Source organism: Finegoldia dalianensis, from assembly GCF_046255015.1.
Classification (GTDB): Bacteria; Bacillota; Clostridia; order Tissierellales; family Peptoniphilaceae; genus Finegoldia; species Finegoldia magna.
The window spans coordinates 62,363-76,673 of sequence record NZ_JBDLBQ010000005.1 but is presented as its reverse complement, the minus strand read 5'-3'; the positions used below and the strand labels follow the sequence as shown (position 1 = coordinate 76,673).

Below are 14,311 nucleotides of genomic sequence, written 5' to 3'. Positions count from 1 at the left end.
AAGCCTCAAACTTTTCTAGAAATAAACAAGCCCTTATGCACTTTTGTACATAAGGGCTTGTTGTTTTTATATTATTTAATATTTTGATGTTAAATTTCTTTTATATGTTCGACTAATTTATCGAATTGCATTGCATGAGATGCTTTTACTAAAACTAATGTGTTGTCCACGATTAATTCTTGCAATTTTTCTAGCAATTCTTCTTTTGTTTCAAAGTAGAACACTTTGTCTTCTGCAAAGTTTGTACGTGCTCCTTTGATTATGTTTTCTGCTAATGGTCCAGTTGCCAATACGTAGTCGATTTTTTCTGGATTGATTGATTTACCGATATTTTTGTGAAGAGTTATTTCGTTATCTCCAAGTTCTAGCATATCACCTAATACGGCAATTTTTCTAGAATAGCCGTGCAATCCGTAAGCTGTTTCTAGGCAGCTTGTCAATGATTGTGGATTTGATTTGTAACTGTCGTTTAAAATATGGAATTTATCTAGTAGTATAAGTTCGTTTCTCATTCCGGTTAATTCGATATTTTTAAGTCCTTTTGCAATATCAGAATAATCCAATCCCATAAGTTCAGCTACTATTATTGACATTGTAGCGTTGTACATTTGATGGTGTCCCAACAATTCTATGTTGAACACATGATCGTTGATTGAAAAAGTCGATCCTGTTTCATCGGCCTTGATCATTTCCATTCTATAATCGCTGTCTGGTTTTATTCCAAAAGTTATGGTTTTTTCTGGTAATTTGTATTCTTGTTTTACTTCTATAAGAATTGGATCATCATTATTTAAAATAAATATTCCATCTTCTTTTAAGCCTTCAAGGATTTCGAATTTCGCTCTTGCAATGTTTTCTTTTGTTTTCAAATTCAATAGGTGACTGTCGCCAATGTTTGTAATCATTGCGATGTCGGGATGCGCGATGTTTGTCAATTGTCTGATTTCTCCGAAGTTTTCAGTTCCCATTTCAAGGACAGCAACTTCAGTATCATCATCTATGTCAAATATCGTCTTGGATAATCCGATTTCGTTGTTGTAATTTTTTTGTGTTTTAACGACTTTGTATTTTTCTTTTAATAGTGAACTCATGATGTCTTTTGTAGTTGTTTTTCCGTTGGAACCAGTTATAGCGATTACTTTACAGTTTAAACTGTTGATGTATCCTCTAGCCAAATCCATCATAAATTCTTTTGTATTGTCTACTTCAATTACGGGATAATCGTTGATATTTCTGTAATCTCTGTTAACTACACAGCAAGATGCGCCTTTTTCAAAAGCCATCTCTATGTAATTTTGTCCATCGAAATTATCTCCTCTAAGAGCGATGAACATGTTGTCTTTTTCGATTGTTCTTGTATCTGTGGAGATACCTTTTACCATTACATCATGGTATTTTTCATTTATAATCGTGTTAGTAAGTTCTGTTATTGTTTTTAAATTTCTTGTTAACATATTTACCTCTCTAACTTATATGCTTTATTTTTTTCGTATTCTTCAACAGCCAAATCAATCAAGTTGTCGAATACTTCTGAAACACTCATATCGTTAGTGCATTTCCACAAAACTGGAAACATTGAATGTGGAGTTAGTCCTGGAACAGTGTTGATTTCATTCACCCAAAGCTCATTGTCTTTTACGAACATATCAACTCTTGAAAATCCTGACAAACTCATTAATTTGTACACTTTTTCTGCCAAATGTCTTGCTTTTAATTCTAACTTTTTATCCATTGGAAATGGTGTAAGCATTTCTGTTTTTGAATCGTTGTATTTTGCATCGTAATCGAAAAACTCTACATCGTGTATTTGATATACACCCGGACGTGATGCAACAGGATTGTCATTGCCCATAACTGCTATCTGAAGTTCTGGTCCAATGATTTCTTCTTCAACTAAAATTCTTCTGTCGTATTGGAATGCGTTTTGGATTGCTTTTTCCAATTCTTCTTCTGTTTCTGCTCTCATAACACCAACAGATGAACCAGCGTTACATGGTTTTACATAAACTGCCTTGGATGTTTTGTCGAATATTTCTTTCAAATTGTAATCATCGTTTTTGCAAAGTACTACGTATTTTGCTTGAGGAATTTTGTTCAATTCGAAAATATCGTTAGTGTATCCTTTGTCCATGCAAAGTGCAGAACCCAACACATTACATCCTACAAATGGCAAATCCAAAACTTTTATGAAACCTTGGATTGTTCCATCTTCACCGTAACTTCCGTGAATTGCAGGAAATATTACAGTGTTTTCTGAATTGATTTTTCTGATGCACTCGCTGACAGATTCTATTACAGAAAGCTCAGTGTCAAGCACTAATTCGTCGTCGGATTTTATTTCTTCAGTTATGTTTTCTTTCATAATGAATTTTTTATCGCGGCGAACGAAAATCGCACTTACGTTATATTTTTCTTTTGATAAATTATTTATTAATGTTCTAGCACTTGTAATACTTACTTCGTGTTCAGTACTAGGACCGCCATATAATACATATATATTTTTTTGCATAATTTTTGTCCTTTCTTGTGACTCATTAATATATTACTATAACTAAATCATTATATCAATAAATTAGAAAAATGTATCATTTTTGTTGATTTTACAAAAAACAATACAAATTTAATAGGACTATTTCACAAATGTGGTAAAATATAGTTGAGCTAAGAAATAGGAGGATTTTATGGAAAAGGAAGAATTTTTGTTGCAATTTGAAAAAAATTTATTTAATTTGTTTGGGAAAGATTTACATACTTCAACAAAAAAAGAAAAATATATAGCTTTTTCTAAAATAATAATGAACGAATTGGCAGAAGATTGGAAGAAAACTTCTGATAAACACAAAAATTCACGCAATGCCTACTATTTTAGCGCGGAATTTTTGATAGGAAGATCTTTGGGAAATAATTTGTTGAATATGGGATTGGATGAAAAATATTCACAAATTTTAAAAGAATTGGACATCGACATCAATGATTTGGAAATTCAAGAAGAAGATGCGGCTTTGGGTAACGGTGGATTAGGAAGACTTGCGGCATGTTTTATGGAAAGTGCAGCGAGTTTGGATTATCCGTTGACAGGTTATGGTGTTAGATATCGCCAAGGACTTTTCAAACAATATTTTCACAACGGATTTCAAATGGAAGTCGGAGACAATTGGACATTGGACAAGGATCCTTGGTCAAGACGTGTAGAATCTGAATCCAAAATCATTAGATACAAAAACCAAGTCGTAAAAGCAGTTCCTTATGATATGCCTGTTGTAGGATACAAAAATCACGTTGTAAATACTTTGAGGTTGTGGCAGGCAGAATGTGATGACGGATTTGATTTTCAAAAATTCAATAATTTTCAATACGATGATTCTGTAAAAGAAAAAAACAGGGCAGAAGATATTACCCGAGTTTTGTATCCTAATGATATACAAAGACCGGGAAAAGTTTTAAGGCTTAAACAACAGTATTTTTTCTGCAGTGCATCAATTCAAGATATAATTGAAAAATACGAGAAGAATTTCCCGAATGATGTAAATTTTGAAGATTTTGCAAAATACAATACTATCCAATTAAATGATACTCATCCTGTTATGGCTATCCCAGAAATGATGAGAGTGTTGATGGATGATAAAAAACTTTCTTGGAAACAAGCCTGGAATGTTACAAGCAATGTGTTCAACTACACTAACCACACGATTTTACAAGAAGCTATGGAAAAATGGAGCGTCGATGTTGTAGAAGAAGTGAGTCCTAGAATTATGGATATTATCGCTGAAATCGACAGGAGATTTGTCAGCGATTTGGTGGGATTGTATTATTCTGTGGATAGAATAGACAATCTCAGAATAGTGAAGGACAATACTGTTAATATGGCTCATTTGGCAATATTAACAGCCGTAAAGATTAACGGCGTTGCTAAAATCCACACAGAAATTCTGAAAAACGAGACATTAAAATCATGGCACGATTTGTATCCGGATAAATTCGTCAACAAAACAAATGGAATTACTCCAAGACGTTGGCTATTTTATTCAAATCCAGAGCTAACGAATTTTATAACAGAACTTTTGGGAGAAGATTGGAAAACTGATCTAACAAAATTAAAGGAGCTTGAAAATTTCCAAGATGATGAGAGTGTTTTGGAAAAGCTAATGGAAATCAAACTTCACAACAAAATCAGACTCAAAAAATACATCAAAGAGCATGAAAATATCGATGTAGATGAGAACTCTATTTTTGACATACAAGTTAAAAGACTTCACGAATACAAGAGACAATTGCTGAATGCTTTTCACATTTTGAATTTGTATTATAAAATCAAAAACAACGAAGTATCAGATATTCCAAAACAAACATATATATTCGGAGCGAAGGCAGCGCCGGGGTATTTCAGAGCAAAGGCTATTATAAAATTTATCAATGAAGTTAAAAATCTCGTGAACAATGATGATGTTGTTAACAAATATATCAAGGTTGTATTCTTAGAAAACTTCAACGTATCAATCGGAGAATTGGTGTATCCTGCAGCAGATGTGAGTGAGCAGATTTCAACTGCGGGAAAAGAAGCTTCTGGAACTGGTAACATGAAATTTATGTTAAATGGAGCATTGACTGTGGGAACTTACGATGGTGCTAATATTGAGATTTTCAATCATGCAGGTGAGGACAACAACTTCCCATTTGGAGCAACTGTTGATGTATTAAATTCCATCAGAGACACTTACAATCCAGTTGAGTATTATTATAAGGATGAAAACATCAAACGCGTTTTGGATACTTTGCTAAGCGATTTGATCAATGACAGTGGATCGTTTATGTTCTTGGACATTTACAATTCACTTGTAAACAGAGATTCATCCTTTAAGTTGGACGAATATTTCGTGTTAAAAGATTTCAACGATTATGAACAAATTCACGAAAAGATTTTACAAACCTATTCTGACAAGAAAAAATGGGCGAAGATGAGTTTGATGAATATCGCTAATTTCGGAGAATTTTCATCGGATAGAACTATAAAAGAATATGCAGAAGAGATTTGGAGGATAGTACCAAATGAAAAAATTTAAAAAGAGTGACATTAACTCTAAGATATTTAACAAAGGAAACAAGATTTTATTTTTCCACGCTGACGGAATTTGTCCATGTATTCCGGCGAAAAATGATTTGGAAGATATCGAAAAATCATTTCAAGGAGAAATAGAATTTTACGAATATTTAGCTAAAAAAGTTAGAGAAATTGACAAGGACGAGATAATTACACATTACGAAGCGTTGCCTCTACCTACGACTTTATTTATAAAAGATGGTGAAATCATCGACAGACTTGTAGGGGATAACTCAAAATCGACATACAGAAATTACGCAAATAAATTATTAGATGAATAATAGGAGATAATATTGGCTAATTTATTATTTGAGGAAAGAATCAACGAAATATTATATACTCTTAGGCTTGAGAACGATCTTGAAAACACCAAAATTATTTTTTGTACTTTTGATGAACATCATTTCGACAAACATCAAACCACAGACATCGATGATATCGAATTGAGAGATGACAGGATAAATTGGATATATATCACAGGATTATCAGATACAGATAATTTCATAAAAATGAAAGAAAAATTCAAAATCCATCCTCTTATAATAGAAGATATGTTGGATGTGGAACAAAGGACGAAACTAGAAGCTTATGATGATTATTTGTTCGTGGTAACAGATACTGTGGATTATGATATGTTCAACAGCGTAAAAGAATTGTCGTTTAACCAAGTTTCTTTTGTTTTGAAAGAAAATCTGTTAGTAACTGTAGAGCAAAACAAAACCACATCATTTGACAGAGTTTTGGACAAGTTAGAAAAAATTCCTGTTTTTAGACCGAAAACTACAGATGGACTATTGCTTTTGTTAATGGATGCATTCATCGACAACTACTATCAAATTTTTGATATTTTGGGAGAATACATAGATGATTTGGAAGACGCTATGATGACTAATCATGATGACGATATTCTCAGAGAACTTTACACTATGAAGAAAAACCTAATATTTTTGAGGAAGACTTTGTGGCCTTTGCGTTCAGTTATCAATGAAATTTCGAAGTTCAGAGTAAATTTGGTAAGTCACAACACATCTATTTACATGAGAGATTTGTACGATCACATAATCCAAATGCTTGAATTCATAGAAGTGTATCGCGATATGATTAACTCCATGATAGATGCATTTGACACTAATATCTCCAACAGAACTAACGAAGTAATGATGGTATTGACTGTGTGGTCGACGATATTTTTGCCGTTGACATTCTTAACTGGTGTCTATGGAATGAACTTTAAATATATGCCGGAACTTCAAGGGAAATACGGATATATTTTGTTCTGGGTTACGGCTGTTGTGATTACTAGTGTTATGATTTATTATTTTAAAAAGAAAAAATGGATGTAATATAAAGGAGATTTTATGGAAAACAGTACTTTTTTGGCATCTGATCATGAAAAAGAACAAATTGATGCTATTAAAAAAATACTGCGAGTGTATTTTAGTGGAGATATTGAATTTAGCAAGAATTTTTCTGAATTGAAACCAAACATAGACAACCAAAATTTAAAAGAAGTTTTGAATGAACTAGATGAAAATATAAACAGAGATGATTTGATAAGATATGTCAATGATATCAACATAATGGCTTATAATGAGGTAAATAAGCTTTGTTTTATGTATGATGCTAACAGGAAATTTACAAAAGAAAGAAAGATTGCACTTGAAAATTATCCACGAGATAAAAACTATGGTTTTTGTATTGAAAAATGGATAAACAAATGCGATAGCATACTTTCCAATTCGTCGTCTGATTTGCAAAATGCAATCTATAGCACTATGCTTGATATTTGCTGTGAGGAAATGGGTATACTTGTCGTAAGGATATGCGAAGGTGATTTTGATTGGACAGATGATCATGCAATGGAAAAATTGAACGAAATTGTAAGTAATATAAGGAAGGGAGATTTTTGTTAATGAAAGTTATATTAGCGGTAGATAGAAATTTTGCGATAGGAAAAGATGGAGATATGCTTTTTTCAATTCCTGAAGATATGCAAAGATTTAAGGAATTAACAACTGGAAATATCGTTATAATGGGAAGAAAAACATTGGAATCTTTGCCGGATTCAAAACCTCTACCAAATAGAACCAACATAATAATTACAAGCAAAGATTTAGACGGTATGCTTTGCGTAAAAAACGAAGAAGAATTGCTACGCACTCTCAAAGAAATCAACCCAGACCACAAAATGACAGAGTATTTGATAGGTGGAGCAAACACGATTGAATCATTGATACATTTAGTTGATGAATTCGTAATCACTTATGTTGACGCAGAATTTGAATATGATGCAAAAATCAGAAACTTATTCGAAGATTCAGACTATTATGTAGCGGAAGAATCAGACATCAAAACTTACGAAGGTATGGATTATAGATATATGGTGTTTAAAAGAAAATAGAGAAAAAGAGTATTACACGTTCATGCTAAGAATATCATACGGAAAAAATTGCTTTGATTTCACATCGAAAAAATCCGTCCAAAATCGTACCGCGTAAGCGAAGCGTGCTTACGATTTTAGGATTTTGAGATTCAGAAATCAACAATTTTTATAGTCTAGATATTCGTGCATGATGTGTATTTACTCTTTGAAAAATAGGAGATATAAAATATCTCTTATTTTATTGCCCAAATATTAAGATTTGGCAAAGTTATAATTGAGTATAATGTATTGTGATATAATACGGTTACGGAGGTGAGTAAATGCGTTGTCCTAATTGCAATGAAAAAGTGTTAGATACGGTGAATTTCTGTCACAATTGTGGGTTTAATTTGAAAGAATACCGTGAAAATTTGAATGAACAACAAGACGAATCTGAAAACACGACAATTGATGATAACCATTCATCTGTTGACAAAGACTTTTCGTATTCAGATGATATCAAAAATATTTTTAATATAAAAAATCGTGAAAAATCAGCTGAAGAACAAAAGGCTGAAGATATCATAAACAAAAACAAAACTGAACACAAACCTAAAAGGATTGAAGATATTTTTCAAGTGATTAACAAAAACAAATCTCAGTATGGAAAGTTCAATCCCGACAAAGAAGTTGAGAAGAAAATAAACCACGAGGAAGAAAAAGAACCTGAAGAAAATTATGAAAACACGATTTTTATTACCAAAGGTTATGACGAAAAACAAGAAAAAATTAAAAGAGATGAATCGATAAGATTCACTTCGGCAAATGAGTTTACTATTCATAAGTTTGAAGACGAAGATGAAGATGATGACCAATTTATGGATACTTTTGAGGTTAAAAGTAAACAAGTTTTTGACAAAATCAATTTGTTCTTTACTAAAATATTGAAGAAAATGATGGGAGGCACACAACCTTACAGGTTCTCAATGAGACTTGCGGTTGTAGTGTTATCTGCGTTGCCGCTTTTATTCTTTTACATGAATTCTACAAATCACTGGACATTTACTCAAAAATCAAAAGCAATCGTAGTTATGGTTTCGGTGTTGGTTTTGGATGTTTTCCAAAAACTTTTATCCTACAGTCTGGGTCTCAAACTAGCAGGAACGAAATTATATCAACCAATCGACAAGGATTTGAGATATAATATCTCAGTTTTACTTTCGGTTATAGAATCTCTCATATTTAGCTTGTTTGGCGTTTTAACTGCAGGAGGACTTGTTGGTTTTAGTTCGTCAGTTTTCACGTTTACATTTTTGGGTGCACACGCTTTTATATATCTAATTTCATTGGTAATATTGATATTATTTGCAACGATTATTTTAGTAGATAGATTTGATTACAAAAATTTGTGGAAAGTTTACGGACTTAATGCAGCTGGAATTGTGATAACAAGACTTGTTGTGTTTATGGTCGTTATGACACTTCTTCAAAAAATATTTTTTGGACTTGCTCCGGGATTAATGTAGGTGATTAAATGATTTACACAGTTACTATGAATCCAGCACTTGAATTTGTAAGTGAAGTTTCGGATTTTGAATTTGACAAAAACAATATATCGGATTTTGATTTAATGCTTCCAGCTGGAAAAGGAATCAATGTTTCGAGAGTTTTAAAACAACTTGGACTTCCGACTGTTGCAACTGGATTTGCAGGAGGTTTTACTGGAGAATTTGTAGAAGATTGGCTAAGAAGAGAAGATATCAAATCTGAGTTCATAAGAATTGATGATAATACTAGAATTAATATCAAAATCACAGGCTCTTCGAAAACCGTAATCGAATCAAAAGGACCTAGCATTTCTCATCAAGAACTACAGGAATTGTTATACTATCTATCAAGAGTTAAAGAGGGAGATACTGTGTTTTTGTCCACAGCTTTTCCGAAAAATATAACAGAAACTGTAATCGAAAGAATGATTGCAATTTGCAAAGCCAACAAAGCACAATTCGTACTTGATATAGATGAGTATTATTTGGAGAGGTTTGCTAACGAGGGATCATTACTTGAAAAAATAAGTGTAAAATGCTTGGAGCATCTATTTAAAACAAAAATAGATTCAGAATCAGATTTGCTTAAATGGAAAAATGAAATATTTGATTTGAATTCTAAATTTGTAATAGTGCCCTTTGTAGATAATAAAGTATATTTGTTCCAAAAGAATTCAATCTATGCTTTTGACATAGAACAGCTGCTAAACCAAAAAAGAGATTTTGTTATTGACTCAATAATCGCGGGATTTATCGCGACATTTATCAGAACTTCAGATTATGAAAAGTCTTTTGAAATGGCAAATGCCTGTGCACTAGCTTCGTTGAAGACTAAGGATTTGCCGAAAAAATTCCAAATAGATGATTGCTTTAAAGATATTAATATAATAAAAATAGACTAAAATAAAAAAACAAGGTGTTGAATTTAATTCATACCTTGTTTTTTTATGTTGTAATAAATTAAGAAATGGAGATTTAATTGAAAATGAAAAAGTTTTCAATAATTAAATATATTTTACCATTTCAATATAACGAATGCAAGCTTTTTGTTACATTTTTTAAAAATTAATAAATTTGTAAATAGGCTCATGATTATCATAACTTTACCATAATAAAGAAATTATGTCAAGTCATTTTTATGCAAAAATACAATTTATTTTCTTAAGAGAACAAATTTTAAAAATGAATAAAAATAATTTAATTTTATTTTCATAATTAATTATAAATGGCGGAACTACAATGGAAAAACAAAATCATAAATTTTATTATTGTAGCTAAAAAGTGTAACTTAATTCGAAAAAGCATGAAAAAACTGTATTTTATACTGAAATTTTAAATTAAAAAATAAATAATAATTGACAAATCCGTTTTATGTCACTATAATGAGATAAAGTATTATTTATTATTCATACATAAATCATACGAAAAATAAACTGAAAGGAGAATAAGATGTCTGCTAATAAGAAAATATTGGAAGTTAATAATATGCATACAGCTTTTAGAATAAAAGACGATTATTATGACGCCGTAGACGATGTTTCATTTGAATTGTATGAAAATGAAGTATTAGCTATGGTTGGTGAATCTGGTTGTGGTAAATCTACACTTGCTACTACTATTATGGGTTTACATAATATGAATTACACTCAAATTAGCGGTGAAGTTATATATAACGGCGAAAATATTTTGAATTATACAGAAGCTCAATTCAATGAGTTGAGAGGTGGAGAAATTGGTATGATATTCCAAGATCCATTGGCATCTCTTAATCCATTAATGAGAATTGGCGAACAAATTGAAGAAGCTTTGTTATATCACACTGATTTGGACAAGAAACAACGTCAAGCAAAAGCTATTGATCTTCTAAAAAAAGTAGGGATTGAAAATGCTGAAGTTATAGCAAGACAATTTCCTCATCAATTATCAGGAGGTATGAGACAAAGAGTAATCATTGCGATTGCTTTGAGTTGTAAACCTAGAGTTTTGATAGCTGATGAGCCAACTACTGCACTTGATGTTACAATTCAAGCACAAATTCTAGATTTACTAAAAGAATTACAAAATCAAATGAATTCAGGAATTATATTGATAACCCATGATTTAGGAGTTGTAGCACAAACCGCTGACAGAGTTTGCGTAATGTATGCAGGTCAAATCGTTGAGATTGCACCTGTGGATGAGTTGTTCAATAATCCACTTCATCCATACACAAGAAGTTTATTAAATTCCATTCCACAAGCAGATAATGAATCTGATCAGTTACACGTAATAGAAGGTATGGTTCCTTCATTAAAAGATTTGCCAAGAAAAGGATGCAGATTTGCACCTCGTATTCCTTGGATAGACGATCATGAACACGAAGAAAACCCAGTATTACATGATGTTGGTAATGGACACTTAGTTCGTTGTACATGCTGGAAGAACTTCCATTTTAAAGACGAATAGGAGGAAAATATGGGATTTTTAGAAGTTAAAAATTTGAAAGTTCATTATCCAATTCGTGGTGGATTTTTTAATACAATTCAAGACTATATCAAAGCTGTTGATGGAGTTGATATGGATATTGAACAAGGAAAAACTTATGGATTGATTGGAGAGTCAGGTTCTGGAAAGTCAACTATCGGAAAAGCTATAGTAGGACTCGAAAAGATTACAGATGGACACATTTTGTATGAAGGAAAAGATGTTACAAGTAGATCTTACAGAAAAAAGATTAACTACAATCAAGATGTTCAAATGATTTTCCAAGACTCAATGAGTTCGCTTGATCCTAAAAAAAGGATTTTGGATATAATCGCTGAACCAATCAGAAATTTCGAAAACTTAACACCTAAAGAAGAAAAAGAAAAGGTGTTTAAATTATTAGACATAGTTGGACTTAACGAAAGTGCAATTTACAAATATCCATTTGAATTCTCAGGTGGTCAAAGACAAAGAATTGGTGTTGCAAGAGCTGTTGCATGTAACCCAAGATTGATAGTTGCAGACGAACCAGTTAGTGCACTTGACCTATCAGTTCAAGCGCAAGTATTAAACTACATGAAGTTGATTCAACAAGAGTTTAATCTAAGCTACATTTTCATCTCTCACGATTTGGGGGTTGTAAGACACATGTGTGATTACATTTATATTATGCATAACGGCAAATTTGTGGAAACTGGTAATCGTGAAGAGTTATACTCTGATCCTCAACATATTTACACAAAAAGACTTATCGCAGCGATTCCTCAAATCGAACCAAATAGAAGAAAAGAGCTTAGAGATGCTAGACAAGCTATTGAAAAGAAGTTTGATGAACAAAAAAATGTCTACTACGATGAAAATGGATCGGTGTACGATTTGACGAAGTACAAAGATTCCCATTATGTAGCAGCTAGAAAGGGGGAAATATAATATGACTAAAACAATAATCAGAAGATTTTTAATAATGATTCCTCAATTGATAGTGTTAAGTTTATTTATATTCTTTGTAGCTCAAAAGATGCCAGGGGACCCTTTTACAGGGAAAATCACACCAAGTACTGGTAACTCAAAGGTTGAAGAAGAACTTAAAATAAAATCTGGATTTTACGATCCATGGTATGTGAAATATAAGAGATGGGTTGGAAATGCACTTCAAGGAGATTTTGGAGATTCCTATACTCAAAAATTACCTGTAAAAGATGTTATAGGTCAAAGAGCTAAGAACACATTCTTCTTATCATTGTTCTCATTGATAATAATGTACGCAATTGCAATTCCTCTAGGAATAAACGCAGGTAGGTATAGCGGGTCGGCATTCGATCAGGGGGTTAACTTGTACAACTTCCTCGCTCTGGCTACCCCGGGATTCGTATTTTACTTGATAATGCTTTTAATATTCGGATACAAGTTAGGATGGTTTCCTACAAGCGGAATTATAAGCCTTGAAGCATCAGCAAAAGGTGGCGTGGCAGCGGTATTAAGTAGATTTTATCATATGCTACTTCCTGCAATATCATATGCACTTCTTACAACTATTGGAACTATTCAATATTTGAGAAATGAAGTTGTAGATGCAAAAAGTCAAGACTACGTAAGAACTGCAAGAGCAAAAGGGGTTCCTATTAAAAAAGTTTACAGTAAACACATTTTTAGAAACTCACTTTTACCAATAGCTGCATTCTTCGGATTCCAAATCACAGGATTGTTAGCTGGTTCTATCATGATTGAAACAATTTTCGGATACCAAGGAATGGGCTCATTATTCGTTGATTGTATTAACCAAAGGGACTACTCAGTTATGACAGCTCTTGTAATGATTTATGGTTTCTTGACACTTTGTGGTTCATTATTAAGTGATATTATCATGAGTATCGTGGATCCTAGAATAAGGATAGATTAGGAGGTTTTTATGAAAGAAGTAAAAGTAACAGAAGAAAAGCTTGAAGAATATAAAGACCTTGCAAAAGATAATCCTACTGGATTTAAAGTAATTGTTAATGAATTCAAAAAAGACAAACTAGCAATTTTTTCTTTGGTAATATTGGCAGTTTTGTGGATAGGAATTTTCATAGGAGCGATGTTACTTGATAAGGAACAAGTAATGAAAGTTGACATACTTAATTCATACGTAAGACCAGGAGAAGCTGGACACATACTAGGAACTGACCAAGGCGGTAGGGATTTATTTGGACAATTAATTATTGGAGCTAGAAACTCAATTGTCATAGGAATCGCCGTGACAATACTTACATCTGTAATAGGAATAGTTGTAGGTTTATTGATAGGATATTACGGAGGATGGTTGGACAATATTATAATGAGAATTATAGATTTCATCCAAATTCTTCCAACAATGATGATTATCATAGTTTTCGTAACAATTGTTCCAAAATATTCGATGTTTACATTCGTATTGATATTTACGGTGTTCTATTGGACAGGAATGGCAAGACTTGTCAGATCAAAAGCTCTTGCTGAAAGCAAAAAAGACTATGTAAATGCATCCAAAACAATGGGTACTAGCGATTTGAAGACTATGTTTACAGGCATTTTACCAAACATTTCTTCAATATTAATTGTAGATATGACATTGAGTTTTGCAGGAAATATTGGTATTGAAACTGGACTAAGCTTTCTAGGTTTCGGGCTTCCACCATCAGATCCATCACTAGGAACGTTGGTATCATTAGCCAGAAAACCAGAAGTTATATCAGATAAGTTATATGTATGGCTACCTGCATCATTATTGATATTAGTAATGATGTTGTGTATAAATTATATCGGTCAAGCATTAAGAAGGGCTTCCGATGCAAAACAAAGGAAAGGATAAGGGGGAAAAAT

General features: G+C 32.3%; 13 protein-coding genes. 11 read left to right on the top strand and 2 right to left on the bottom strand.

What is annotated here, in order from left to right:
• Window positions 1–89: 89 nt before the first annotated feature.
• Together ABDJ34_RS06400 and ABDJ34_RS06395 are read right to left on the bottom strand one after the other, a co-directional pair.
• Window positions 90–1,454: a UDP-N-acetylmuramoyl-tripeptide--D-alanyl-D-alanine ligase gene (locus tag ABDJ34_RS06400; protein ID WP_412701769.1), complete on the bottom strand. Its 1,365-nt coding sequence runs from the start codon at window positions 1,452–1,454 to the stop codon at window positions 90–92.
• A gap of 2 nt (window positions 1,455–1,456) precedes the next feature.
• Window positions 1,457–2,509 carry a D-alanine--D-alanine ligase family protein gene (locus ABDJ34_RS06395; RefSeq protein ID WP_094208180.1) on the bottom strand — a complete coding sequence of 351 codons (1,053 nt, stop codon included), beginning with the start codon at window positions 2,507–2,509 and terminating at the stop codon, window positions 1,457–1,459.
• Between the two features lie 172 nt (window positions 2,510–2,681).
• On the opposite strand from ABDJ34_RS06395, the gene ABDJ34_RS06390 reads away from it, so the two are divergent.
• The 11 genes from ABDJ34_RS06390 (at window position 2,682) to ABDJ34_RS06340 (ending at window position 14,300) form a co-directional block, all read left to right on the top strand.
• Entirely contained in the window at window positions 2,682–5,060 is a 2,379-nt protein-coding gene (locus tag ABDJ34_RS06390; RefSeq protein ID WP_412701768.1) for a glycogen/starch/alpha-glucan phosphorylase, read from the top strand.
• Window positions 5,047–5,379: a thioredoxin family protein gene (locus ABDJ34_RS06385; RefSeq protein ID WP_154272456.1), complete on the top strand. Its 333-nt coding sequence runs from the start codon at window positions 5,047–5,049 to the stop codon at window positions 5,377–5,379. The genes ABDJ34_RS06390 and ABDJ34_RS06385 overlap by 14 nt, the downstream gene beginning before the upstream one ends.
• A gap of 12 nt (window positions 5,380–5,391) precedes the next feature.
• On the top strand, window positions 5,392–6,441 hold the full coding sequence (gene corA / locus ABDJ34_RS06380; protein ID WP_412701767.1) for a magnesium/cobalt transporter CorA: 1,050 nt from the start codon (window positions 5,392–5,394) through the stop codon (window positions 6,439–6,441).
• A gap of 15 nt (window positions 6,442–6,456) precedes the next feature.
• A complete protein-coding gene (locus tag ABDJ34_RS06375; protein WP_412701766.1) occupies window positions 6,457–7,011 on the top strand; it encodes a hypothetical protein in 555 nt (184 codons plus the stop codon).
• The gene (locus ABDJ34_RS06370; protein WP_412701765.1) at window positions 7,011–7,499 is read left to right on the top strand and encodes a dihydrofolate reductase; all 489 of its coding nucleotides are present in this window, start codon (window positions 7,011–7,013) and stop codon (window positions 7,497–7,499) included. Before ABDJ34_RS06375 ends, ABDJ34_RS06370 begins: the two co-directional genes overlap by 1 nt.
• 302 nt (window positions 7,500–7,801) lie before the next feature.
• Window positions 7,802–8,986, top strand: a complete 1,185-nt coding sequence (locus ABDJ34_RS06365; RefSeq protein WP_412701764.1) for a zinc ribbon domain-containing protein — start codon at window positions 7,802–7,804, stop codon at window positions 8,984–8,986.
• Window positions 8,987–8,994: 8 nt separating this feature from the next.
• Window positions 8,995–9,909, top strand: coding sequence for a 1-phosphofructokinase family hexose kinase (locus ABDJ34_RS06360; protein WP_412701763.1), 915 nt, complete (start codon window positions 8,995–8,997; stop codon window positions 9,907–9,909).
• Between the two features lie 547 nt (window positions 9,910–10,456).
• Window positions 10,457–11,452, top strand: coding sequence for an ABC transporter ATP-binding protein (locus ABDJ34_RS06355; protein ID WP_412701762.1), 996 nt, complete (start codon window positions 10,457–10,459; stop codon window positions 11,450–11,452).
• Window positions 11,453–11,461: 9 nt separating this feature from the next.
• Complete coding sequence (locus ABDJ34_RS06350) at window positions 11,462–12,400, top strand: ATP-binding cassette domain-containing protein (RefSeq protein ID WP_412701761.1); 939 nt, start codon at window positions 11,462–11,464, stop codon at window positions 12,398–12,400.
• 1 nt (window position 12,401) lies between these two features.
• Window positions 12,402–13,370 carry an ABC transporter permease gene (locus ABDJ34_RS06345; RefSeq protein ID WP_353316541.1) on the top strand — a complete coding sequence of 323 codons (969 nt, stop codon included), beginning with the start codon at window positions 12,402–12,404 and terminating at the stop codon, window positions 13,368–13,370.
• A 9-nt stretch (window positions 13,371–13,379) separates the two neighbouring features.
• Window positions 13,380–14,300: an ABC transporter permease gene (locus ABDJ34_RS06340; RefSeq protein WP_412701760.1), complete on the top strand. Its 921-nt coding sequence runs from the start codon at window positions 13,380–13,382 to the stop codon at window positions 14,298–14,300.
• The last annotated feature ends 11 nt before the right edge of the window (window positions 14,301–14,311 follow it).

Excerpts from the sequence above, each read along its gene's own strand:
- ABDJ34_RS06400 (WP_412701769.1), bottom strand. The coding sequence starts at position 1,454 with ATGTTAACAAGAAATTTAAAAACAATAACAGAACTTACTAACACGATT.
- ABDJ34_RS06390 (WP_412701768.1), top strand. The coding sequence starts at position 2,682 with ATGGAAAAGGAAGAATTTTTGTTGCAATTTGAAAAAAATTTATTTAAT.
- ABDJ34_RS06350 (WP_412701761.1), top strand. The coding sequence starts at position 11,462 with ATGGGATTTTTAGAAGTTAAAAATTTGAAAGTTCATTATCCAATTCGT.
- ABDJ34_RS06395 (WP_094208180.1), bottom strand. The coding sequence starts at position 2,509 with ATGCAAAAAAATATATATGTATTATATGGCGGTCCTAGTACTGAACAC.
- ABDJ34_RS06370 (WP_412701765.1), top strand. The coding sequence starts at position 7,011 with ATGAAAGTTATATTAGCGGTAGATAGAAATTTTGCGATAGGAAAAGAT.
- ABDJ34_RS06365 (WP_412701764.1), top strand. The coding sequence starts at position 7,802 with ATGCGTTGTCCTAATTGCAATGAAAAAGTGTTAGATACGGTGAATTTC.
- ABDJ34_RS06340 (WP_412701760.1), top strand. The coding sequence starts at position 13,380 with ATGAAAGAAGTAAAAGTAACAGAAGAAAAGCTTGAAGAATATAAAGAC.
- ABDJ34_RS06355 (WP_412701762.1), top strand. The coding sequence starts at position 10,457 with ATGTCTGCTAATAAGAAAATATTGGAAGTTAATAATATGCATACAGCT.
- ABDJ34_RS06345 (WP_353316541.1), top strand. The coding sequence starts at position 12,402 with ATGACTAAAACAATAATCAGAAGATTTTTAATAATGATTCCTCAATTG.
- ABDJ34_RS06375 (WP_412701766.1), top strand. The coding sequence starts at position 6,457 with ATGGAAAACAGTACTTTTTTGGCATCTGATCATGAAAAAGAACAAATT.
- ABDJ34_RS06360 (WP_412701763.1), top strand. The coding sequence starts at position 8,995 with ATGATTTACACAGTTACTATGAATCCAGCACTTGAATTTGTAAGTGAA.
- ABDJ34_RS06385 (WP_154272456.1), top strand. The coding sequence starts at position 5,047 with ATGAAAAAATTTAAAAAGAGTGACATTAACTCTAAGATATTTAACAAA.